The organism is Peribacillus simplex NBRC 15720 = DSM 1321 (assembly GCF_002243645.1).
Lineage (GTDB): Bacteria > Bacillota > Bacilli > Bacillales > DSM-1321 > Peribacillus > Peribacillus simplex.
Map to the genome: position 1 here is coordinate 2,025,751 of NZ_CP017704.1, position 24,268 is coordinate 2,050,018.

At 41.3% G+C, this 24,268-nt stretch carries 18 protein-coding genes; 8 read left to right on the forward strand and 10 right to left on the reverse strand.

All coding sequences use genetic code 11. From position 1 onward, the window contains the following. The first annotated feature begins 218 nt into the window (after positions 1–218). The 3 genes from BS1321_RS09635 (at position 219) to BS1321_RS09645 (ending at position 4,388) form a co-directional block, all read left to right on the forward strand. A complete protein-coding gene (locus tag BS1321_RS09635) occupies positions 219–713 on the forward strand; it encodes a PH domain-containing protein (protein ID WP_063235339.1) in 495 nt (164 codons plus the stop codon). A gap of 2 nt (positions 714–715) precedes the next feature. After that, on the forward strand, positions 716–2,185 hold the full coding sequence (locus BS1321_RS09640) for a PH domain-containing protein (protein ID WP_063235338.1): 1,470 nt from the start codon (positions 716–718) through the stop codon (positions 2,183–2,185). 208 nt (positions 2,186–2,393) lie between these two features. Then, positions 2,394–4,388, forward strand: coding sequence for a methyl-accepting chemotaxis protein (locus BS1321_RS09645; protein ID WP_063235337.1), 1,995 nt, complete (start codon positions 2,394–2,396; stop codon positions 4,386–4,388). 48 nt (positions 4,389–4,436) lie between these two features. Here BS1321_RS09645 and BS1321_RS09650 read toward each other — a convergent pair whose 3' ends face one another. Further along, on the reverse strand, positions 4,437–4,943 hold the full coding sequence (locus tag BS1321_RS09650) for a general stress protein (RefSeq protein WP_063235336.1): 507 nt from the start codon (positions 4,941–4,943) through the stop codon (positions 4,437–4,439). Positions 4,944–5,106: 163 nt separating this feature from the next. Between BS1321_RS09650 and BS1321_RS09655 the strand changes: the two genes are divergently transcribed. The 5 genes from BS1321_RS09655 (at position 5,107) to BS1321_RS09675 (ending at position 11,325) form a co-directional block, all read left to right on the forward strand. After that, entirely contained in the window at positions 5,107–6,171 is a 1,065-nt protein-coding gene (locus BS1321_RS09655; RefSeq protein WP_063235335.1) for a M20 family metallopeptidase, read from the forward strand. Between the two features lie 397 nt (positions 6,172–6,568). Then, the gene (locus tag BS1321_RS09660) at positions 6,569–7,129 is read left to right on the forward strand and encodes a 3D domain-containing protein (protein ID WP_063235334.1); all 561 of its coding nucleotides are present in this window, start codon (positions 6,569–6,571) and stop codon (positions 7,127–7,129) included. Between the two features lie 156 nt (positions 7,130–7,285). Continuing rightward, complete coding sequence (locus BS1321_RS09665; RefSeq protein WP_063235333.1) at positions 7,286–8,197, forward strand: ketopantoate reductase family protein; 912 nt, start codon at positions 7,286–7,288, stop codon at positions 8,195–8,197. A 231-nt stretch (positions 8,198–8,428) separates the two neighbouring features. Further along, the gene (locus tag BS1321_RS09670; protein WP_063235332.1) at positions 8,429–9,697 is read left to right on the forward strand and encodes a dicarboxylate/amino acid:cation symporter; all 1,269 of its coding nucleotides are present in this window, start codon (positions 8,429–8,431) and stop codon (positions 9,695–9,697) included. Positions 9,698–9,906: 209 nt separating this feature from the next. Further along, the gene (locus BS1321_RS09675; protein WP_063235331.1) at positions 9,907–11,325 is read left to right on the forward strand and encodes an NAD-dependent succinate-semialdehyde dehydrogenase; all 1,419 of its coding nucleotides are present in this window, start codon (positions 9,907–9,909) and stop codon (positions 11,323–11,325) included. A gap of 68 nt (positions 11,326–11,393) precedes the next feature. Here the strand turns inward: BS1321_RS09675 and BS1321_RS09680 are convergent, their stop codons facing one another. From BS1321_RS09680 to BS1321_RS09725, 9 genes are all read right to left on the reverse strand, one after another. Further along, the gene (locus BS1321_RS09680; protein WP_063235330.1) at positions 11,394–12,500 is read right to left on the reverse strand and encodes an AI-2E family transporter; all 1,107 of its coding nucleotides are present in this window, start codon (positions 12,498–12,500) and stop codon (positions 11,394–11,396) included. A 396-nt stretch (positions 12,501–12,896) separates the two neighbouring features. Then, a complete protein-coding gene (locus BS1321_RS09685; protein ID WP_063235329.1) occupies positions 12,897–14,423 on the reverse strand; it encodes a succinyl-CoA:acetate CoA-transferase ScpC in 1,527 nt (508 codons plus the stop codon). A 127-nt stretch (positions 14,424–14,550) separates the two neighbouring features. Then, positions 14,551–15,201: a LytTR family DNA-binding domain-containing protein gene (locus BS1321_RS09690; protein WP_063235328.1), complete on the reverse strand. Its 651-nt coding sequence runs from the start codon at positions 15,199–15,201 to the stop codon at positions 14,551–14,553. Positions 15,202–15,785: 584 nt separating this feature from the next. Further along, complete coding sequence (locus tag BS1321_RS09700) at positions 15,786–16,148, reverse strand: P-II family nitrogen regulator (protein ID WP_063235326.1); 363 nt, start codon at positions 16,146–16,148, stop codon at positions 15,786–15,788. Between the two features lie 15 nt (positions 16,149–16,163). Further along, positions 16,164–17,378, reverse strand: a complete 1,215-nt coding sequence (locus tag BS1321_RS09705) for an ammonium transporter (protein WP_063235325.1) — start codon at positions 17,376–17,378, stop codon at positions 16,164–16,166. A gap of 300 nt (positions 17,379–17,678) precedes the next feature. Beyond that, positions 17,679–17,882, reverse strand: a complete 204-nt coding sequence (locus BS1321_RS09710) for a YbdD/YjiX family protein (protein ID WP_063235324.1) — start codon at positions 17,880–17,882, stop codon at positions 17,679–17,681. Positions 17,883–17,895: 13 nt separating this feature from the next. Next, positions 17,896–19,950: a carbon starvation CstA family protein gene (locus tag BS1321_RS09715; protein WP_063235323.1), complete on the reverse strand. Its 2,055-nt coding sequence runs from the start codon at positions 19,948–19,950 to the stop codon at positions 17,896–17,898. 418 nt (positions 19,951–20,368) lie between these two features. Next, positions 20,369–22,159 carry an ABC transporter ATP-binding protein gene (locus BS1321_RS09720; protein WP_063235322.1) on the reverse strand — a complete coding sequence of 597 codons (1,791 nt, stop codon included), beginning with the start codon at positions 22,157–22,159 and terminating at the stop codon, positions 20,369–20,371. Beyond that, complete coding sequence (locus BS1321_RS09725; RefSeq protein ID WP_063235321.1) at positions 22,134–23,882, reverse strand: ABC transporter ATP-binding protein; 1,749 nt, start codon at positions 23,880–23,882, stop codon at positions 22,134–22,136. The genes BS1321_RS09720 and BS1321_RS09725 overlap by 26 nt, the downstream gene beginning before the upstream one ends. Positions 23,883–24,268: the final 386 nt, after the last annotated feature.

Below are 24,268 nucleotides of genomic sequence, written 5' to 3' on the forward strand. Positions count from 1 at the left end.
ACTCTAAAAACTCACCACTTCTATCTTGTCCATTTTACGGTCATATAAAAAGAAAAGATCCACTAGTTTATACATACTCAGGTAACCGCAGGATTATTCGGCCGCCACTCCATGGAATCCATCAGTGGTCCAGACTTTTCTTTTACATGTACGGATAATAGGGAACTTTTTTGTAAGATAATCCGTATAAGTATAAAGACATAGTAAGGAGTGAATATATGTATTCCAAGATACAGCCACCAACGAAGAAAATTTCCAAAGAATCAGTCAAGGTTTGGCGGATGACTGAAGCCATTACCAATCTTATTATCCTCGCCGTCCTTGGCATCCTATTATTTGTTGATGATTATTTCACTTGGAAAGAATGGATTGGATGGATTTTAAACGGACTTATCGTATTATCTTTTTTAAATGCATTCTGGTCCATCTTCATTGAACCGATTTTATTGCAAAAGTATTGGCGTTACGACGTGAACGAAGAATTCATTCAAACAAAACGTGGAGCCTGGAGTGAAACGCATGAACTCATTCCGATGACGAAGGTTCAATCCGTCAAATTGAACCAAGGACCGTTTTTGCGAAAATATAACCTTTATTCCCTAAGCATCGGAACAATGGGCGACTCTCATGACATACCTGCCATCCCCGAGAAAGAGGCGTATGAATTACGAGATAAAATTGCTCATTTCGCAAAAATTAAGGAAGTGGATTAACGATGGAAGAACTAACAAAACGATTACACCCTTTCAAAATCCCTTTCGAATTTTGGAAATTGCTGAAAGGAAATGTGTTTTTCATAATCATGCTTTATGTCCTGAATTTCGGTTCTGAAAAGATGTACATGAAGGTACTCCAAATCGGTTTTCTAGTTTATCTGATTTGGAAAGTCATTTATGTCATCCTTAAATGGTATACGTATACATACCAAATCAAAGAAGGTACCCTATATATTACTTCAGGGCTTATCTCGAAATCGTATCGAACTGTCCCGCTTCATAAGGTTCAGAATGTTCAGCAACGCACGACGTTATTTCATAAGATTTTCAGATTAACCTCTTTAACATTCGAAACCGGTATGACTGGTGATCAGGGTACCGTACCTTTCGAGATGATTTCCCGAAAAGAGGCCGAACGGCTTGAGGGAGAATATGCTTCAAAACAGGAACTTCCACTTATCGAAGTGGATATTCCCGAAGAACGAATAGCTGAGGATATTGAACCAATCAATGAAAAAACGATCCATTTCACGCCAAGCAAACAAGATGTGCTGAAAGCTTCCTTTACATCACTCAGCTTCCTGGCTCTTATCCCGATATTGGCTACGTTATATAATACACTCGATGACTTTATCGATTTGGAGAATGCCGAAGGGTTCCTTGCCAAGTTATTGGATACGTGGTGGATCATAACCATCGTTATTGCGGGCCTCATATGTGTCGCCGTTACCTTCGGAATCGTTTCCACCTTCGTTAAATATGGAAAATATGAAATTTCATCCGATCACGAGCGTATATATATCAAGAAAGGCGTACTGGATGAATCTGCTTTTTCCATTCAGAAAGAAAAAGTACAAGCAGTCGAAATCACCCAATCAATCATTAAAAGATTGCTAGGGTTGGCAGAAGTGAAACTGATCAGTGCAGGAAGCACGGGTGATGAAGAGCTGGAAACGAATACTCTTTATCCTTTTTTATCAATTGATCGGGCATATGGGATGGTAGAAGAGATTTTACCCGCATACAAAGTGGAACGGTCAATGGAGTCATTATCGAAACAGGCCTTCAAAATCCGAATGCTGCGGCCCAGCTTTTTCTGGATTCTTACAACATTGGCAATCTATTATTTCAAACCCTCCCTATGGTATATCTCGCTGACTCTACTCGTCCTCATTTATACATTGAGAATAATGGATTACAAGAATAGCCGTTACTTGTTAAATGATGAGTTCATTCAGTTCAAATCCGGAAGTTTGGAAACATCACTATTCATTACCAAAAGAAGCAAGGTCATTCAAATTGAGGTGGAATGTTCGAAGCTGCAAAAGCTTTTCGGGCTTGCCACAATTGAAACAATCAACCGCTCCAAGCCTGTACACCACACAAAGCTCCAAGATGTATCCGTTGAATATGCTGACGAGTTTTACACATGGTATATGGGCAGGACAAAAAATATCCAAGTCGAATAGTAATCAATGAATGAAAGAGTTGACCATCGCAGTCAGCTCTTTTTTTATCCACTATATATTCCCCCCTCATACATAGAATATATGTCGTCGACTCACGTCAAAATTAATATTGGGAATTTTCTAACTTGAAACTTCAAAAAAGTCAAAGCAGACCGAAATATCTATAGAAGCTTAAATTAATTTGAGGTATATAAGGAGAATTGTCCATATGAAAAGACTGACAGACTGGTATTTTAATTCGCTAAAAAAACAAATATTGATTCCTTTTTTAGCTTTGATCATGATAAGCGGAATGGCCATCTCTTACATGAGTTATAAAAATAGTATCGAGTTGACGACCCAGGAACTTACCGGAACGACGGAAGAGCAAGTCAAGTCCATGAACGATTCTTTCGAAATCTTCTTTCAAAAAACGGAAAATCAATTGGATAGGATCGGTAAGTATCCTATCATGAGTACTTATGGCAAGAACCCCGAATCCATAATAGATGAGTTTTCCCATACACAGTCAAGCAGTTCTGAAATAAATGGTTTATACCTTGGCACAGAGAAAAATGGAAAAACACTAATATTCCCAAAAGCTGAATTGCCGGCTGACTTCGACCCAAGACAAAGGGATTGGTATCAATCCGCATTGAAACAAAAAAACAAGACCATTTGGACGGAACCTTATACTGATCAGGCGACGAATACACTTGTCATTACGGCAGCAAAAGCCATATATGATGATCGTGATGAATTAATAGGCGTGCTCGGTGTCGGCATCTCGATCGATACATTGATCACGATGGTCAATCAAACGAAATTCGGCGAAACGGGCTATACGGTTTTGCTGGATAAGAAGGGGGCATTCGTTACACATCCAGACAAGGAAAAAATTCAACAGGATATATCAAAGGAAAATATTTTCAAGAAAATGAAAAGTGAATCCGGATCAATGATCGAGGAATTTGAAGGGCAAAGCCGGATCGTCGGATACGCCACAAATCCTACCACTGGATGGAGAATAGCAGGGGTAATGGATGAAAATGAAGTGCTCGTCCGTGCAAGCCCGATGATAATCGATAATATCATCACACTGTTGATTGTCTTTACGATCACTGCACTATCCGCCATCTTTATCACCCGTTCTTTAACGAATCCTATTAAAAAGCTGCAGGAATCCATACGGAAAATGGCTGACGGCGATTTCACATCCAAGAATTCCATTTCCAGGAAAGATGAGATAGGGCAACTTGCAGAAGACACCAGCTTAATGACAAGGAATATGAGTCATATGTTAGGGGTTGTCAACAACCTTTCCGATAAAGTATCGGATTCCTCCATGACACTAGTGGCTAGCGCAGAAGAAAATTCAGCGGCGGCTAACGAGGTGGCCATGACGATGGAACAAATAGCGGCCGGTGCCATAGACCAAATTGAAGTCGGGCAGAATAACGAAATGGCAGTAAAGCTATTGGCTGACAAAATCAATGATCTTGAAGCGCAAGCGGGCAAAATGGCCACGGAATCCGAAAATATGTTCAAGGCTTCCGAAGACGGAATCACTCAAGTACAGGGCCTAAAACAACAATTCAATGAAACGTCCCTGATATCCAGCAAGATGAGTACGGCAGTCAAATCTTTGGATGCACGGTCCAATGATATTAGTGCGATAGTAAAGACCATAAGCGGGATTGCAGGACAAACGAATTTACTCGCTCTGAATGCTGCCATCGAAGCAGCTAGGGCTGGCGAGCACGGAAAAGGGTTTGCAGTTGTTGCCGATGAAGTGAAGAAATTGGCCGAACAAACGGAAAACTCACTGAAAGAAATCTCTGAAATCATTCAAGCCATGCAAACCGATACAACCAATACCGTTCATTTGATTGATCAAGTCAATCAAAAAGTCCATCTTCAGGATACTTCTGTAACGGATACGGAAAATGCCTTCAGTCACATTGCATCCATTATCGCAAACACATTCAGCAATTTTGATGAAATAAAAAAGATGATGAACGATATGGTAAACGAGGTCACAAGGATGGCGAACAATGCAGAAAAATTAAATTCGATCAGTCAGGAAACTGCAGCAGGAACTGAAGAAGTATCTGCTTCCGTAGAACAAACGAATGCTTCCATGGAACAATTAAATGCCCTGGCTAGTGAATTGGATGCCCTATCCCAGGAAATGCACAAAGAAATAAAGAAATTCACATTCTAATCAAAAAAAGGACGGGTCCTAAGGGATCCGTCCTTTTTTACTTACGACTTATAGAGTTCTTCTACTGTTCGTTAGCGTTTCATCGGTTTCAGTTATTCCTGAGTAAGAAGAACTGGATTTTCTCGCATCCGAATCGACTAATACAAGCAGCTTGCCACTCTTTACATCCGCTTCATAACGATTCGCTTCGTCTTCAGGTATGCCCATACCGATTAATGTACCAGCCAATCCTCCTGTACCAGCACCTACAGCCGCTCCGGCTAATGTTGCAGCAAGCGGCCCAGCTGCCAGTACCGGTCCGATTCCCGGAATCGCCAACGCACCCACACCTGCTAATAATCCGGCCGCACCACCCAAAATACCTCCGGTCGCCGCACCAGCTGCGAGCCCCTCTTCAACTTTTGTACCCGTTTCTTCATTCACTGACTTTAATTCTTCTTTATCTTTAGCTACCACTGAAATATCTTCACGATTATACCCTTGGGCCTGTAATGACTCAACAGCCTTTATGGCTTCTTCTCCAGTTTCATATACACCAATTATACGTTTATCCATATCTATCATCCTCCTTAAAGAATGTAAATTGTCGCTCCCCCTTTACATACCCCAGGGGATGAAAAGGCTAAACGTTATTTAACAGGAAAATATTTTTGAGTTAGCCCTTACTTGGAAAGGGTATATATAATAATAGTATGCATATTTTTAGGAGGTTTTCTTTTTGCTCATCGAGTTACTTAAAGATTTAGTATCTATTGACAGTTCATCGAAAGAAGGAGCTAACCAAGCAGTTGATTACTGTGCGGACTGGCTTAAAAAACAAGGAATTACCGTGAATGTGATTGTAAATAACGGTTATAAAATGCTTGTTAGCGAGATTGGCAGCGGAGATAAAACCCTAATTTGGAATGGCCATGTCGATGTTGTCAGCGGAACGCCGGATCAATTTTTCCCTGAGGTTCATGAAGGAAACTTATATGGACGCGGGACAGCCGATATGAAAGCTGGAGTTGCAGGGATGATGTGTGCATTTACCGATGTGAAAGATAAGGACTTAGGTTTGAAAATCCAGCTACAGATCGTATCAGATGAAGAGATTGGTGGCTTGAACTGTTCTGGATATTTAGCGAAACATGGCTATAGAGGGGACTTTGTAATCTGTGCTGAACCGACGCAATTGGGAATCGGACTCCAGGCGAAGGGTGCCCTTCGTCTCGATATTGAAGTATCCGGCAAATCGGCACACGGAAGCCGTCCATGGGAAGGCGTGAATGCAATTGAAAAGGCCTATGATCTCTATCAAAAAATAAAGGAACTTCCTTTCACCCGGGATCATACTCCCCTTTACTCTTCCCCTTCCCTTAACCTAGCAAAAATAAAAGGCGGGGATGTCTATAATAAGGTACCGGATGCCTGTTTGCTAAGTCTTGATATCCGCTATCTTCCTACGCAAACAATGGAAGAAATCATTGCTCAGATCGAAAGTGTGACAGGAACTAATGTCCACCTTAATATGTACAGTAAACCTGTAAAAACCGAAGAGTCCGACCCATTCATCACTCTGCTTCGCCCAATTATCGAAAGAAACACCAAGCAAGACGCTGTCATTTTTGGACAACACGGCTCCGCAGATACCGTTTTTTTTGCGGCATATGGTATCCCAGCCATTGAATTCGGACCAAAAGGTGAGAACTGGCATGGAGATAGGGAATACGTCAATCTTGAATCGGTAGCAGTCTATCAAAAAATGCTAGTCGATTTCGCTTCTGCATTCGTTTTAAATTAATCCAAATCATGAAAAAAGCCGGCATCACATAGATGTCGGCTTTTTCCATGTTCCGAATATCCTCTCCTACTAAAATAAACAGCATTCAATCGTCTATTATTACGTTGTTTTTTTACAAAATATACAGGACTTTAAAACCAGGGAATACATCTCCATATTTTACCTCATTAAACAGGATACGCCATAACACCAACACTATTTAACAAAAATACGCTTATACTGACATAATAAATAATATATTTACATTTAATAGATAAGTCCCTTTGTCCTAGTTTATATTACATTTATTTATCAAGGGAAACGATTTTGTAACACAATTACTATTCCACCGAAACATCTTTGTCATAAAGACCTGTTATTCTAAGTCTACGATTTAAAACAAAGGAGACTATTCATTTTGAAAAAAATACTACTTCCACTATTCACTGCTTTCTTCCTGGTATTTAGTTTTTCCGGAGTTTCATCGGCTGCTACTACTACATACAAAGTTAAAAGCGGCGACACACTATGGGGTATCGCCAATAAACATAATATAACAGTCAATCAACTCAAAAGTTGGAACAACCTAAAAAAAGATAACATCCATCCAAAACAAGTTTTAAAGGTCAAGAAGACTTCGACCTCTGCTAAACCTAAGGCTAAAGCTAAAACGTCATCATCCAAGAAATATAAAACGATTACCGTGAAGGCTACAGCTTACACTGCGAACTGCAAAGGTTGCAGCGGTATTACAGCATCAGGTCTTAACTTAAAGAAAAACCCTAACGCAAAAGCGATCTCAGTCGACCCTAAGGTCATTCCACTAGGAACAAAAGTTCATGTAGAAGGATACGGGGATGCCATTGCGGCAGATAAAGGCGGCGCAATCAAAGGGAATAAAATTGACGTCTTCTATTCTTCTCACTCAAAAGCTATCAATTGGGGCAGAAAAACCGTTAAAGTAAAAATCTATAAATAATGATAAGTACCAGCCTGAAACCTTTCAGGCTGGTCTTTTGTTTTTCCCATTCTTACAAACATCTAAACAACCAGTTTATCTTCAATCGGAAATATTTACTGAAATTTCAGTCAATGTTATGATTAGTACATCTTAATCAAAAGAGAGGTGTACACTTTGAATATTGTCATTATAGGGGCCGGGGCACTCGGCTCCTACTTTGGAGGCAGGTTGCAGCAGGCCGGGCAGGATGTTCAATACCTTGTCCGTAAAAACCGCGCCAAACAATTGAAAGAAAACGGCATCAGCATAACCAGCCCACATGGAAACTACCAATTTAACGACCTTCATATCACAGAGAAAGTAAGTGATATAGAAAAGGTCGACCTCGTGATTCTCGCCGTAAAAGGCCAGCATCTGCAAGGTACCCTTACAGATTTAAAGGTCCTTGTTGAAAAGGGCGCAAAGGTCCTCCCGCTTTTGAATGGATTAGAACATGTATCCATTTTACAGGACGAGCTGGGCGATGAGGCCGTCTTGGGAGGAAGTGCCTTCATCATTGCCACCCTTGATGAAAAAGGTCATGTCATTCACTCCAATGATAATCACGATTTAATCTATGGCCCGCTTCATCCGTCACAAAAAAAGATTTGTGATGAATTCGAACAGGCGGCCGGATCAGCTATCATGAAGGTAAGCAGAACGGAAAACATATTAATCAGGATGTGGATCAAATACATGTTCATCACCGCTTTCTCCGGTGTGACAACTGCCTCCAACCTCCCTATCGGCACGATACGGAGATTCCCGGAAACCAATGGATTGCTAGAAAAGGTCCTTGTTGAAATGAAGGAGCTTGCGAATGCTTATGACGTCGGAATTACTGTGGAGAATATTGCTCAGGCGTTGGAAAACATGGCAGGTTTACCTGAAGAGTCTACCTCTTCCATGCACCAGGACCGCCGGAAGGGCCTAACGCTAGAAGTGGAACATTTACAGGGCGGTGCACTGCGCCTTGCCGACAAGGTCGGTTTGAAACTTCCTGTGATCGGAACCCTATATGCACTTATAAAACCATTTGAAAATTAATTTTCCCCAATACCGGCACTCCACCGGTATTTTTTTATTGCAGTTTAGTAATCTATCTATATCCTAATAGACACTTTTAATTCCTCTTCCACCCCTCAGTTATTAAAAAATCCCCAAGACCAAAAAGAACAAAAAGAAAACAATATCACCAAAAGAATATTCTGATTCTTTCTTCTGTTACACTATTATCAAGTTACGAAAGCGCTATCATATAACAAAGGAGAATGCACCTTGAAAATATTAAAAAATCTAACAGTTCAGGTCATCATCGGTATCATTCTGGGTATAACAGTCGGTTTCTTCTTCCCTGCTTTCGGTGAACAGCTGAAGATATTAGCTGATTTATTTATTAAAATGATTAAAATGGTCATTGCACCAATCATCTTCTTAACCGTCGTAATCGGAATTGGCGGTATGGGTGATATGAAAAAGGTTGGCCGCATCGGCGGAAAGGCCCTGCTCTATTTTGAAATCGTTACCACTTTCGCACTTGCCATCGGAATCATCGTAGTCAATCTGCTGGGACCTGGTAAAGGCTTTAACATCGATTCAGTCGAGGGCGGAGATGTATCACAATATACAACGGCCGCTTCCGAAACGGAACATGGAGCCGTTGCTTTCATTTCTAATATCATTCCTGATAATGCCGTTGCCGCACTGGCTGGCGGAGACTTACTCCCTATTTTATTCTTTGCCGTTTTATTCGGATTATCAATGGCGGCAATGGGACCGAGAGTGCAGCCAGTCGTTTCTTTCTTTCAGCATATTGCCGATATTTTCTTCGGCATCGTCGGTATGATCATGAAAGTATCTCCATTGGCCGCATTTGGAGCAATGGCTTATACAATCGGTAAGTTTGGCCTTGGTTCTTTAAGCTCTTTAGGACAATTAATGGGTAGCGTATATATCACCATGGCACTATTCATATTTCTTATCCTTGGTTCGATTGCAAAAATCTACAATTTTAATATTTTCAAGTTCATAGCCTATTTAAAAGAAGAGATCCTCTTAGTTTTAGGAACATCTTCATCGGAATCCGCTTTACCAAGCGTGATGAAAAAACTCGAAAAATACGGTTGCTCAAAATCGGTAGTCGGTTTAGTTGTCCCAACTGGTTATTCTTTCAACCTTGATGGCACATCCATCTACTTATCCATGGCAGCGATTTTCATCGCCCAAGCCTATGGTGTCGATTTAAGCATCTGGCAGGAATTGACCCTTCTAGGAATCTTGATGTTAACATCCAAAGGAGCTGCCGGTGTAACGGGATCCGGTTTCATTACACTTGCTGCAACATTAGCTGCCTTCCCAATGATTCCAGTTGAAGGAATGGCATTACTGCTGGGAGTCGACCGCTTCATGTCTGAAGCACGTGCCATCACTAATCTAATCGGTAACAGTGTTGCTACAGTGGTCATTTCTAAATCAGAAGGTGAATTCAATCCAAATCAAGCCATCTCAGGTGATATGAGTGAAGTGGCCGTCTCATCGGAAAAATAATCGAATTTGAATGAAGAGGTGTGCAACTTGCACCTCTTTTTTTATGTAATGCTCCCTTTCTATCGATGAATAGCCAATTTTCTATAAATAGCCAATCAAATAAATTTCAGAATCACAGAAAAGTGTTTATACTTTTATGTAACAGGTAAAAGTATAAAGTTACAAGTTTTAGTAGTTTGATGGATTTAACCAAATTAGGAGGTTTTATCATGAAGGATTACGGATTATTTATTAACGGTGAGTGGTCGGATTTTGGATTGGATAAAATTGAAGTGAGAAACCCGGCAACGGATGAAATAGTTGCCACGGTTCCTAAAGGCGGTGCAACTGAAGCAGCGAAGGCTGCAGATGCCGCATATGAAGCCTTTACGGGCTGGGCTGCACTCTCAGTCTACGAACGTGCTGAACTAATTTGGAAATGGCATCGATTGATTGATGATAATAAAGAAGAACTAGCCAAAATCATGACTGAAGAGCAAGGCAAGCCCCTTAAAGAGGCTCTTGGTGAAATGACATATGCAAATGGCTTTTTATCTTGGTTTGCCGAAGAAGGAAAACGGGTGTACGGCGAAACGATTCCTGCTTCCGTGTCCAATAAGCGGCTTTTCGTGACTAAACAGCCCGTCGGAGTTGTAGCTGTCATTACGCCTTGGAACTTTCCTGCAGCCATGATTACAAGAAAAGTTGCACCAGCGCTTGCCGTCGGCTGCACAGTCGTCATTAAACCGGCAAACCTGACTCCCATAACAGCTTTAAAAATGGCTGAATTAGCTGAAGAAGCTGGCATTCCAAAAGGAGTAATCAATGTCGTGACAGGAAAATCATCAGAAATCGGTGAAACTTGGCTTCAAGATACGAGGGTTCGTAAATTGACGTTTACCGGCTCTACAGAAGTCGGTAAAACCCTTATGAGGGGCTCAGCTGACACGGTAAAGAAAATCTCGCTTGAGCTCGGAGGTCACGCACCCGCAATCGTTCTTGAGGATGCCGACCTTAATAAAGCGGTTGATGGCATTATCAGTTCAAAATTCCGTAACGCAGGACAAACATGCGTCTGTTCAAATCGCATATATGTCCACGAAGCCATTCAAGAAGCCTTCATCGAAAAGCTTGTTGCCAAGGTCAAAGAACTAAAGGTAGGAAATGGACTGGAAGATGGCGTCGATATCGGTCCGCTTATCGATCAAAATGCAGTGGATAAGGTTCAAAAACAAATTGATGAAGCAATCAGCAGCGGAGCTAAGCTTGAAGCTGGCGGTAAATCAATAAGCGGTCTTTTTCTTGAACCAACCGTACTGTCCAACATTGATGACAGCATGCTCTGCATGAAGGAAGAAACATTTGGACCTCTAGCTCCTATTGCCTCCTTTAAGACTGATGAAGAGGCAATCAAGAGGGCAAATGACTCCATCTTCGGTTTGGCAGCTTACATCTTCACTGAAAATATCACCAAGGGCATAAAATTCACCGAGGCACTTGAATTCGGTATTGTAGGCTTGAACGATGGACTTCCTTCCGTTCCTCAAGCTCCATTTGGAGGATTCAAGCAAAGTGGGCTCGGCCGTGAAGGTGGACACCAAGGCATCGAAGAATTCCTGGAAGTAAAATATATTTCCTTAGGTTTGTAACCAATTTAGGCGCTTTTGCTCCTTCACTAAGAAAACGGGCCCGACTCATTTGAGTCGGACCCGTTTTTTCATTCCAATATATCTTCTTCAAGCTTTTCCTCTTTTCGGATCCTGATGAATTTTACGATATTCAATACAATCGTTTTAACAACGGAGTAAGTCGGAACGGCCAAAATCATGCCGATGATACCGGCAATGTTTCCGGCGACGAGCAATAAGATGATGATGGTAAGCGGATGTGTGTTCAATTTTTTCCCGATGACTAACGGTGAAATGAAATTACCATCCAATTGCTGAATGACCGTTACAACCAGAATGACCAATAACGCCTCGGTCGGTGAATGAATCAATGCCACAATGACAGCAGGAGCGGCTCCGATAAACGGACCTACATATGGAATGATATTGGTTACAGCACCAATCAGTGCGAATAAGAACGCGTAAGGCAAACCAATGATTACATACCCGATGAACGTTCCGATCCCGACAAACATGCAAACAAGCATCTGCCCTTGTATGTATGTAGTAAGCGTCCCTCCAGTTTCCTGAAGTACTGTTAAAGCTGGTTTTCTATAGCGAACCGGAACGAATTTCATAATGGCGGCCGGAAGTTTATCCCCATCCTTCAACATATAAAATAGGATGAAAGGAACCGTTACGACCACTAAAGTAATATTCGTCACTACGCTGAAAACGGAAGATAAACTGTTCGTAATATTACTAGGTAAATCAGTCAAATATTTCTGAAGCGAGTCGCCCACTTCTTTCAGGGAAACATAGTCTTGTTCCATCGTCCACAAAAACCATTTTGAATCAGCTGAATCTTCAATAAACTTCCTTGTTTGATTGAAATATTCCGGGAGGTTATTGATTAAATCCGTAACCTGTTTGGACAGTGACGGGCCAACCAGACCGACCAACAAACTAATCAATCCCAGGAAAAATACATATAGCAATAATATCGACAATCCCCTAGGCACTCTTCTTTTAACCAGGAATTCAACAGTGGGGTTGAACAAAAAGTAGAGAAAACCCGAAATCAAGATTGGAAAGAACAATGTAGATGTAAAAATGACTATTGGTTCAAAAAGAAAAGAAATCTTTGTACCAACATAAAAAAGTAAAGACAATAGTAATAACTCTAACGTCCAAAAATGTAATTTTGTCTTGAACAAATTATCTCCTCCACTATGAGCATTCTATTTAACTCCCTATTTCTAAGGAAACAACATCATAAATACGAAAAATCCTATGTATGATAATCTTTCATTGTTAGCAGTTTACCATATTTCTATAACTTGAATGAATAATTATATACAAAAACAAAAGAAAAAAGCCTAAAGATACAGTTCCCTATCTTTTTAATGGTTAAGCTTCATTTTACACTTTAAATCTGTTATATGTTGTAGGAAAAAGAACTAATCGCAACATCATACAAATTACTTAGGAGAAATAATCTATTTACCTTTCAATATTGCATCTGTGTGACGAAAGATTCATCGGTTTCCAGCCAATACGGGACACGGACCCCAAAAAAAAACCCCGCTGTATTGGCGGGGTTTTTTTGAGTCTTATTTTTGATCTTGAAGTACAGCTTCAAGCATCGTACCGTTTTTAGCTAGGTTTGTATGCCATGAAAATGCTTTTTCAAGAATGTGTGGAGTTTGATGCCCACCCGTTTGCGCAACAGCTTCAGTGAAGTATGCACGAAGCTGTGGACGGTAGTCAGGATGCGCACAGTTTTCTATGATTAACTCTACACGCTCTTTTGGTGCCAAACCACGTAAATCAGCGATCCCTTGCTCTGTCACTAATACATCCACATCATGTTCAGTATGATCCACATGAGAAACGAAAGGAACGATACTAGAAATTTTGCCGCCTTTTGCATATGATTTCGTTACAAAAATGCCTAGGCGTGAGTTACGGGCAAAATCTCCTGATCCACCGATTCCATTCATCATTCTTGTCCCAGAAACATGTGTCGAGTTCACGTTCCCATAGATATCACACTCTAACGCTGTATTGATTGAAATCAAGCCAAGGCGACGGATGATTTCAGGATGGTTAGATATTTCTTGTGGACGAAGAACTAGTTTATCACGGTATTTTTCAAGCTCACCGTAAACTTGTTTACCTTTTTCTTCAGCTAATGTAATCGAACAACCTGAAGCGAATTTAACTTTTCCAGCATCGATTAAATCAAATACCGCATCTTGCAGCACTTCTGAATAAACTTCCAAATCTTTAAATTCAGAATCAAGGAAGCCAGCGAATACTGCATTTGCCACTGAACCTACACCCGACTGAAGCGGAGCAAGGCTTTCAGTTAAACGGCCAGCCTTGATTTCTTCACGAAGGAAGTTAATTAGGTGGTTGGCGATTGTTGCAGTTTCTTCATCAGGCGGCACGATTGTAGAAGGTGCATCAAGATCTGTAGAAACGACGATTCCCATTACTTTTTCAGGATCAACAGCAATACCGATCGATCCAAGGCGATCACTTGCGTTAGTCATAGGAATCGGTTCACGTTCCCCCTGTTTAGCTGGTGTATATATATCATGCATCCCTTCCAATCCTTCTGGATGGGACACGTTCAATTCAATGATTACATGTTTAGCTTCTTGAACGAATATGGCTGAGTTACCTACAGAAGTGGTCGGGATGATCAATCCATCTTCCGTAATCGCCAACGCTTCGATGATTGCAAAATCTATAGGTCCGACAATGCCTTGACGAACTTGTTCAGCTGTATGAGATAAATGCTGATCTACATAAGTGACTTCATCAGCATTTATTTTATTGCGAATGCCTTTATCCGCTTGGAACGGCAAACGTTTGTTTATGATACCGGCTTCCGCCATATGTTGGTCGACTTCCGGTCCTAATGAAGCACCAGTATAAACGTCAACTTTGAATTTTTCAGTTTTAGCTCTTTCAACTAAAGCCATTGGAATAACCTTAGCATCACCAGCACGGGTAAATCCACTCATACCGAGTTTCATCCCATCTTTAATCCATGAAGCTGCTTCTTCCGCTGTAACTACTTTCCCCTTAAATTGTTCATTGCGAATTTTTTTGAAAACGCTTTCGTTCATACAAAAGACCCCCATTTTCGCTTTTCTTACACTTAATTTTACCAATCCGGTGTAATTGTCACATTCATTTTCGAATGAAAAGCCTTAAATAGAGCATAAACCAGCATTTTATTCACACAAGGGAGAATCAAAATCCTAAAGCCCTTCTGAATTGACTTGCATATGTTTGACTGACTTGGATTTTGGAATTATCTTTCATTATCAGTAAAAATGTAGAATGAAAATCGGGAAGGATCTCTTGTATATAATTGATATTGACGATGTACGAACGATGCACCCGAATGAATAAATCACTAGGTAAAATGAATTCCAATTCACTTAAGTTCATTTTATGAAATCCACTCACACGTTCGGACTGAATTTTAGTTTTCCTATTTTGAGCTTCCAAATACATGATTTCATCATATGGAAGCGGTATCCAGCGATCATCTGTTTTAATGGTCAAGAATGATGTCGGTAAAATTAATGGCTTTGACGGCAAGATGGCCGTTACCGCTCCTAAAGGATTGCCCTCGTCCATGATAGGAACACTCAGCCCATAGTAAGGTACGCCAAATACATTGCTTTCAACTTGCACCCCTATTTTTTTACGGACACTCAGCGCTTTATATGTCGCCGTGTTTTCACTGATTAAATCACCCGGTTTTATTCTTAAGTCAACTTGTTTGCTCGGTTGATAATAAATGTATTTTTCGGAATCAGCCACAGAAATTGAAGCATCCTTCGGTACAAACTCCTTGATGATATTTAAAACGGATTCGACCGTAAATTGATCCATTCCTTTCACCTCTTAAAAGAACATATTAATAATTTCCCTATTATTAAACAGGGCATTCATGAAATAACTCATATTTTTTTGGAAAACTTACATTTTTTTGAATTTACTTTTCGTAAAATTAAAGAAAAATTGAAGTAACTAAGCGAAAATCGTCAAAAAAAGCAAAAAAATTGTATTTAAATTTATATCCTTATTCATTATAGTTGGAAATCTCCCCGATTTCCATGGGAGATTCAAGAAAAAAGTTTCCTTATATACTAACATTAAAATGCCACAGCCGAGGGTGGGGACCAAACGCATAAAAGAGCCGCTCTCCCCATACAGGATAACGGCTGAAAGGTTATTTTTTTAAGCGGGGATTTTGAAACGAAGATTTTATTCGAAGGGATAAAATCTCTTCTAAATTTTTCAGTGGCAATTCCAATAAAAAGGGTCGGTCATCAGGTTGATATACATCCTCTGAAATGAGCGTATTAACGATCTTCTGTTTTTTTGCATTAACAATTCGGACCAGTCTCCCCATTTTCAGCTCCCTTTCTTTAATCTACTATATCCTACCCATTCGGCCGCATTAATTCACAGCATCAGATATCATTCTTTAACGCATCATGTCCCTCTTTTCCGGTACGGATATTTACAACATTCGCCAATTCATAAATGAAGATTTTACCGTCACCTGGTTTACCGGTACTCAAGAATTTCCTTGCTACATCCACAACATCCTGAACTGGCACTTCACACACGACGATTTCGATTTTCATTCGGTCATGCAGTGACATTTCACGATTTCTGCCTCTATATGTTTCCACATAACTTTTCTGAAGACCCGTTCCTTTTACTTCCGATACTGTCATTCCGCTTACCCCTATTTTTGCAAGTTCCGCTTTGAATTGTTCAAACTTGATAGGACGTGTAATAATTTCTATTTTCGTTAAAACCTCGGACATATGATCAACCCCCTTTTAAATTGATTCGTGATAAGCTTTTTCTCCATGAAGTGTAAGATCAAGCCCCATTGACTCATCTTCTTCAGTGACACGCAACGGCACGAAGAGGTTAATGACTTTAGCAACGATATAAGTGACCACACCAACGAAGATATATGTCGCGATGATCGCTACAAGCTGTTTCCACAACAAGTTGAAATCGCCATAGAATAAACCATTTGCACCGTTTTCGTTTACGGAAGTGGTCGCGAACAAACCTGTAGCGATGCCACCCCATGTCCCACCGATCCCATGTAATCCGAAAGCATCAAGTGCATCGTCGTAACCCAATTTATTCTTGAGGAAGAATACGCCCCAGAAACAAACGGCACCGCCGACGACCCCTATGATGATTGAAGAGGCAGGAGTTACGAATCCGCAAGCAGGTGTAATGGCTACCAAGCCAGAAATAGCTCCGGATACCGCACCCAGCAATGTTGCCTTTTTATTAGCCATATACTCAACGATCAGCCAGCCTATGATACCAGCTGCTGCTGCAACAGCTGTATTAACGAATACATTCATCGCCACTTCATTGATTGTCAGTGCGCTTCCGACGTTGAAGCCGTACCAACCGAACCAAATTAATGATCCCCCAAGGAATGTTAAAGGAAGATTATGTGGTGCACTGTCCCCCGACTCTTTCCTTTTACCTAACATGATCGCTAAAACAAGACCTGCGACCCCTGAAGAAATATGAACAACGTTGCCACCTGCAAAGTCAAGTGTACCCAGTTCCGCTAACCAGCCGCCTCCCCATACCCAGTGTGCAACGGGAGCATATACGAATAAAGACCAAAGGATCGTAAAAATCAGGAATGCTGAAAACTTCATCCGCTCGGCAATGCCACCTGCAATGATCGAGACCGTTAAAACGGCAAAAGTCATTTGGAATAACATGAACAAGCTATGAGGAATTGTTTCGCTGTATGGTCCAGGTGCAAAGCCTACATCCTTTAAACCAACCCAGTCCAGACCGCCCAGAAGTGTATTACCAGGTGAAAATGATAATGAATACCCAATCAGCACCCAAAGAATCGAAATGACAGCCAGTGGCATGTAACTATGCATTGCCGTATTCAGGACATTTTTACTTTTTACCATCCCTCCATAAAATAGGGCAATCCCTGGTGTCATTATCCAAACCATCATCGTCGCCAAAAACATGAATACCGAATCTGCCATTTGCATACTGTTTTTTCCCCCTTGTTTTTGTATATGTTATGTTTATTAACACTTTTATGTTATATTTTTTATCATATACTTAATTTTCTAATAATTCAACTTAATTTTTATTTTTCACAAAAATATGTCAGGTTATATAACATCACTATGAATAAAGGATTAGAAAATGTGATTTTGTTGGTTTAATAATTACTTTTCCACATTTTTACGACTCCATGGCGTTACCCCCCCCTCCACTTATGTCCTACTTCAAAAAATCCCACAAAAAAAGGGCCCCCTATTGAGGACCCATCAAAATATATTCAGTTAACAGCAACGAGACACTTTCCCACCCTTTGCATTATATCGTTCATCCTGGGCTTCGCAGAAAAATTCTTTCCTGGTTTTCACAGGATCTTCCGGATGGTGCAATCTCATATGTTCCACATAGGTATCATAACTTGGCACGCCGACAAGCAAACTGACGAATTGCTTTCTGTAGCTGAGAATTTTAATTAATCTTTTCAACATGTCCTTCCCTCCCTTATGACGACCTTGATACATAAGGTGATTCATGTAAATCTATTTTCTGGTTCTTCAAGACCTTTATCCATAACCTAATTGCAGAAATCAGGACCGTGATCACAACGATCATGAAGATGGCACAAAGGGCAGCATCCACATAATCATTGACGATAACCCGTTTCATCTCGGCTAGATTAGCTGCCGGAGCTAGAATTTCCCCATTATCATAGGCTGCTTTAAACTTATCCTTGTGTGCTAAAAAGCCAATCGCCGGGTTTTCGTGGAACAGCTTTTGCCACCCTGCCGTCATAGTCACTATCAACAAGAATGTAGTTGGCACAAGAGTAACCCATGTGTACGCTTTTTTGCCCATTTTGAAAAGGACTGTCGTCCCAAGCAGCAACGCAATGGCGGAAAGCATCTGATTCGCAATTCCAAACAATGGCCAAAGGGTATTGATTCCGCCAAGAGGATCAATGACCCCTTGATAAAGGAAGTACCCCCAACCGATTACACAAATGGCAGTCGCAATAATATTGGGCAGCCATTTATTCGTTTCGGCAAATGGTTTGTAAAAGGTGCCGATAATATCCTGTATCATAAAACGCCCTACCCTGGTTCCCGCATCAATGGTGGTCAATATGAACAATGCCTCGAACAGGATCGCAAAATGATACCAGAACGCCATCAGGGACGCCCCTCCAATCACTTGCGAGAAGATATGGGCCATGCCTATAGCAAAGGTTGGAGCTCCTCCAGTACGGGATATAATGGTCTCTTCCCCAACATCGTCTGCAAGGTCGGTAATCATCTCAGGTGTCAAAATGAAACCCCAATCGGATATAGTAGCAGCCACTTGGGCTGGTTCCGTTCCCACAACGGCACCCGGGCTGTTAATAGCAAAATAGATCCCTGGAGTCAGTACACAGGCTGCTATCATCGCCATGATGGCTACAAAGGATTCAGTCAACATCGCCCCGTATCCGATTGGACGTGAATGGGATTCGCGTTCGATCATTTTAGGAGTTGTACCTGATGAAACGAGTGCATGGAATCCCGATACCGCTCCACAAGCGATCGTAATGAATAGGAAAGGGAATAAATTACCGGAAAATACGGGTCCTGTTCCATCGATGAATTGTGTGACGGCAGGCATTTCAAGGCTCGGCATGACAATAAAGATACCAAGTGCAAGTCCGATGATCGTACCGATTTTCAAGAATGTGCTTAAGTAATCACGCGGTGCCAATAACATCCATACAGGCAAAACGGATGCAACGAATCCATATACAATCAACATGATGGCGATCGTTTCCCCGCTGAAAGTGAACATTGGCGCCAATGTTGCGCTCTCGGATACAAAGCGACCGAAATATAACGCGAGCATCAATAGTATGATTCCGATAATCGATCCTTCGCCAACCCGTCCCGGCCTTATATAGCGCATGTAAATGCCCATAAGTACAGCGATCGGTATGGTCGAGGCAATCGTGAACATCCCCCACGGACTTCCCACCAGCGCCTTTACGACAACCAGGGCAAGTACCGCTAATAAAATGATCATGATACCCAGGATACCGATCATCGCTATCAAGCCTGTAATTGGTCCTATTTCCTCCTTGATCATCTCTCCCAATGATTTGCCGTTACGGCGCATCGAACCGAAGAGAATGATGAAATCCTGTACGGCACCAGCTAATACAACTCCGACTACAAGCCATAGTGTCCCTGGCAAATATCCCATCTGCGCTGCAAGGATGGGGCCTACGAGAGGGCCAGCTCCGGCAATCGCTGCAAAATGGTGGCCAAACAACACCCATTTATTTGTAGGTACGTAGTCTTTCCCATCATTATTCGCTTCCGATGGAGTCTGGCGATTGTCATCTAGCTCAAACACTTTACGTGCAATGAATTTACTATAAAAGCGGTATGCAATTGAATAAACACAGAGTGCTGCAGTGACAATCCACATGGCATTGATGCTTTCCCCCCGGTTTAGCGCGACGAAACCAAAACTCACTGCACCCAACGCAGATATGATCCCCCAAAGAATGACCGACTTAAGCGCTTTCATTTTTTCCATCTCCTCTCTATTGAACTAGTGTGCACCTATAAAAAACCTTCATTTATAAGGGGCCAGGACTATATTCCTCCCTAACCCATTAAATTTAAAGAATTTTATATATATTCTGAATTATATGTTACCTTAAGGTTTTTTAGCAATAGTAAATTGGTCAATTTGTAAAGTATTTTCCATTATTTTGTCGATAATTCCCTCTTTTCCCACCGATATGGATTTGAGAATTCACGCTATATAAAAACCGTATAGGGTAAAAAATCCAGCCAAATAATTGCTACGATAAGGAAGTCCGTAAAACCAGCGGCCGATTCATCTTCTAAAGAAAGAACTCTTCACATTTTTAGAAAGTTTAAGGTCCTTGTTTTATGGGACTAACGCAAAAAATGTGCGCCTGATGGCACACATTTTTTCTTCATCCGGATTGATTTTCCCTTAATGAACTGCGATATAGTTCGTAATAAAAACCCCTCTGCCGCAACAATTCATCATGGGATCCCTTTTCAATGATCCTTCCTTCATCAAGTACAAGGATTTGATCACTTTGCTGAATTGTATTCAATCGATGGGCAATGACAAAACTTGTCCTTCCCTCCATCAAACGGTGTAATGCTTCCTGGATTTTAAGCTCGGTTATAGTATCTATGCTACTTGTCGCTTCATCCAAAATCAATAGAACGGGATCGGCTAAAATAGCCCTGGCAATCGATAATAACTGGCGCTGCCCCTGACTTATTCCACTGCCGTCCTGATTCAAGATGGTATCATACCGATCTGGCAGTTTCATGATAAAGGAATGGGCATTGGCAAGTTTAGCAGCATTTACCACTTCTTCATCCTCCGCCTCCAGTCGGCCGTAGCGGATGTTTTCACGAATCGTACCTTGAAACAAAAAGGAATCCTGTAAAACGAAGCCCATATGTTTGCGGAGACTGGACCTCGTCACCTGTTGGATATCCTGGCCATCAATCATTATCCGACCGCAGTTCGGCTCGTAAAAACGGGCAAGAAGATTAATGATCGTAGTCTTACCGGCCCCTGTGGGACCTACAAGCGCGATGGTCTCCCCTTTTTCTGCATGGAAACTAACATCATTTATCGTTTGCTCATCATCATTATACGAAAAGGAAACACCCTCAAAGTCCACCTCACCACGGACATCACGAAGTTCAGAGGCCTGTTTCTCATCCACTTCTTCTTCTTGTTCATCAAGTATGGCGAAAACCCGCTCCGCACCGGCAACAGCTGAGAGGAGTGTATTGAATTGGTTAGCCAGGTCATTGAGCGGACGGGTGAATTGCCTTGAATACTCGGTGAAAATGACAATGACCCCGATGGAAACCGTTCCTATCCCACTCAGCGCCAAAAACCCGCCGACAGCTGCTATTACCGTGAAACTTAAGTTGTTCAGTAGATTCATCAGTTTTGGAATCAGCCCAGAGTATGATTGTGATAGAAATCCGGCTTTCTTTAAGTTTTCACTCCGGATGATAAAATCCCTTATCACTTTATCTTCCTGTGAAAAAGCCTTTACGATCCGTTGTCCGGAAATCGTTTCTTCTATAAACCCATTCAGTTCTCCAAGGTTCTTCTGCTGTGCTTTAAACAGCTTTCCCGTCCGGTTCGTTATCCACCTCAGACCAAAGAACATTAGAGGAACGATTAATAAGGTTAAAACAGTTAATAAAGGGCTCAAATACAGCATGACTCCGATCGTCCCGACCAGTGTCAGCACACTTGAAAAAATCTGGATGACGGAACTATTCAAAGTGGAACTGACATTTTCTATATCATTCGTGACCCTACTCATCAATTCCCCATGCTGACGCCGGTCAAAAAAGGGAATGGACAACTGGTGAAGTTTTTTGAACAATTGATTGCGCATCGCATAAACCGTATCCTGCGCGATTCCGATCATCCAATAATTCTGAAGCCACATGGACAGGGAATAGAATACATAGACTCCGAGAAGTCCGAAAAGAAGGTTGATCAGCCCCCCGCTATCTCTTGTGACAATATAATCATCAATGGCCATCCCAACAAGAAAGGGGCCAAGCAATCCCAAAACCGAGCTTACCAGTACCATGAAAAGGACACAAAATAGCCGGCTTTTATTCGTTGCTAAGTATGGAATGATCCTTTTTATCGTATTCCAGGAGTTAACCGGTTTAGACTTTGCTTTATCGGGAGATATTCTTCGACTCAAGAGAAATCCCCTCCTCCCCAAACTGTGAGTGAACGATTTTTCGATAAAGATCACTTGTTTGAATCAAATCCTGATGTTTCCCCAGTGCGAGTACTTGACCACTTTCCAGCAACAAGATTTTGTCCGCCTCCATGGCTGTACTGATTTTTTGTGTAATGATGAGCGTTGTGCATGTATAGCCCTTTAACGCGGCAAGCAATTTACTTTCCGTTTTCAAATCCAGAGCACTCGTGCTATCATCCAGAAGGAGAATCTTTGGTCTGCGCACCAAAGCTCTTGCGATCGATAAGCGCTGTTTTTGCCCTCCGGACAGATTCACTCCTTTTTGCCCTAACTGGGTTTCATATTGTTTCGGGAGTTTCATTACGGTCTCATGCACCTGAGCATGCATGGCCGCTGCCATGATTTCCTCCATCGTGGCACCTTCTTTTCCCCAAGCGACATTATTTTTTATGGTTCCTGAAAAAAGCAGGGCCTCTTGCGGTACATAGCCGATCCTTTTCCGCAGCGAATCCAAGGGAATATCTTTCAGATCCTGGTCATCAATTTGTATGGATCCGCTTTCAACTTCGTATAATCTCGGAATCAACTGAAACAGTGATGTTTTCCCTGATCCTGTCGCTCCTATGATTGCAAGCGATTCTCCCGGATCGATGGAGAAGGTCAAGTTTTTCAAAATCGGGGTATCGGTTCCAGGATAGCGGAAAGATACATCCAGAAATTTAATGCCTCCCCCATTGACAGCCTCACTCTTGCTTTCCACCTTACCTTCATCAATATCTATCGGGGTTTCAAATATTTCAGTCACACGTTCCGCTGAAGCCTTCGCACGGGAAATGACCATGATCAGCCATGAAAAAACGGAAAGGGATGCCGCAATCCTCGTGGCATAGTTGACAATAGCCACAACTTCCCCTACCTGTATATCTCCCGTTGTTATAAATTCGCTTCCAAGCCAGAGAATGATCAGAATCGCCACATTCATGACAAGCATCAACACAGGCATCGTAGTTTCAATTAAACGAAGGGAAGACACAGTCTTACTTTTCAACTCTTCATTCACATCGTCAAATCGGCCGATTTCATGCTCCTTACGAAGAAAAGCTTTGATCAAGCGCATGCCTATCAGGTTTTCCCTCATGACGCCATTGACATTATCGAGTTTTTTCTGTACGAGCTTAAACAGCTTAGCTGCTCGTTTCATAACCCATCCCAGGAAGAAAACTAGAACCGGAATTGAAATGACCAAAACAAGTGATAGTTTCAAATCGACCGCAATAGCCATTATTGCTCCGCCGATTACGATCAATGGCGCCCTTGCCATGATACGCAGGCCCATAAAAACCGTATTTTGAAGTTGAGTCACATCATTCGTCATCCTAGTTATCAAAGATGAAGTAGGGATATTATTCAAATTTGCAAAAGAAAACGCCTGTATTTTACCAAAAAGGCTTTTCCTGATATCATGTCCAAAGCTTTGACTTACATGTGATGCCGTAAAGGAATTAACGATCCCGCCAAGAAATGAAAAAACGGAAAGTCCAACCATGACACTTCCCCATTTAATCACCACCGATAAATCTTTCTGCAAAATGCCATCATCAATTATTTTTGCTATAAATAGAGGTTGTAACAGCTCTACCCCGAGCTCGATAATCATTAAAGATAAAGCAAGAATGATCAAAAGCCAGTACGGCTTAAGAAATGAAGACAATTTTTTCATCTATGACACCTTCGATTCCTCATATGTAGATAGCATCTTTTCATCCTCTCATTATACATTTTTATACAGATTTTTTAAAAGATTTTAACTGTTTTAAAGGATTGGTAAACATCTTGAATTTTTTTTATAAATACCCTTGACAAATAACAGGAAATAAGCGAAAATTCTAATTGATAATGATTTTCAATTTCATTATTGATCTCTGAAATTTGATAAGCAATTACGATAATCTCTTATCGTACCCTTTTGATATTGTACATAGATACAATGTCGCCCCGGCTTCTCTGTGCCTAGTAAAAATTATATGCTCATTAGCGAATGCAAGTCACTAGAATATTGCCCCCTCTTTATTCAAGTAATTTATTCACGTTGGAAGCATATTAGGC

Excerpts from the sequence above, each read along its gene's own strand:
- BS1321_RS09635 (WP_063235339.1), top strand. The coding sequence starts at position 219 with ATGTATTCCAAGATACAGCCACCAACGAAGAAAATTTCCAAAGAATCA.
- BS1321_RS09640 (WP_063235338.1), top strand. The coding sequence starts at position 716 with ATGGAAGAACTAACAAAACGATTACACCCTTTCAAAATCCCTTTCGAA.
- BS1321_RS09645 (WP_063235337.1), top strand. The coding sequence starts at position 2,394 with ATGAAAAGACTGACAGACTGGTATTTTAATTCGCTAAAAAAACAAATA.
- BS1321_RS09650 (WP_063235336.1), bottom strand. The coding sequence starts at position 4,943 with ATGGATAAACGTATAATTGGTGTATATGAAACTGGAGAAGAAGCCATA.
- BS1321_RS09675 (WP_063235331.1), top strand. The coding sequence starts at position 9,907 with ATGAAGGATTACGGATTATTTATTAACGGTGAGTGGTCGGATTTTGGA.
- BS1321_RS09685 (WP_063235329.1), bottom strand. The coding sequence starts at position 14,423 with ATGAACGAAAGCGTTTTCAAAAAAATTCGCAATGAACAATTTAAGGGG.
- BS1321_RS09690 (WP_063235328.1), bottom strand. The coding sequence starts at position 15,201 with ATGGATCAATTTACGGTCGAATCCGTTTTAAATATCATCAAGGAGTTT.
- BS1321_RS09700 (WP_063235326.1), bottom strand. The coding sequence starts at position 16,148 with ATGTCCGAGGTTTTAACGAAAATAGAAATTATTACACGTCCTATCAAG.
- BS1321_RS09705 (WP_063235325.1), bottom strand. The coding sequence starts at position 17,378 with ATGCAAATGGCAGATTCGGTATTCATGTTTTTGGCGACGATGATGGTT.
- BS1321_RS09710 (WP_063235324.1), bottom strand. The coding sequence starts at position 17,882 with ATGTTGAAAAGATTAATTAAAATTCTCAGCTACAGAAAGCAATTCGTC.
- BS1321_RS09715 (WP_063235323.1), bottom strand. The coding sequence starts at position 19,950 with ATGAAAGCGCTTAAGTCGGTCATTCTTTGGGGGATCATATCTGCGTTG.
- BS1321_RS09725 (WP_063235321.1), bottom strand. The coding sequence starts at position 23,882 with ATGAAAAAATTGTCTTCATTTCTTAAGCCGTACTGGCTTTTGATCATT.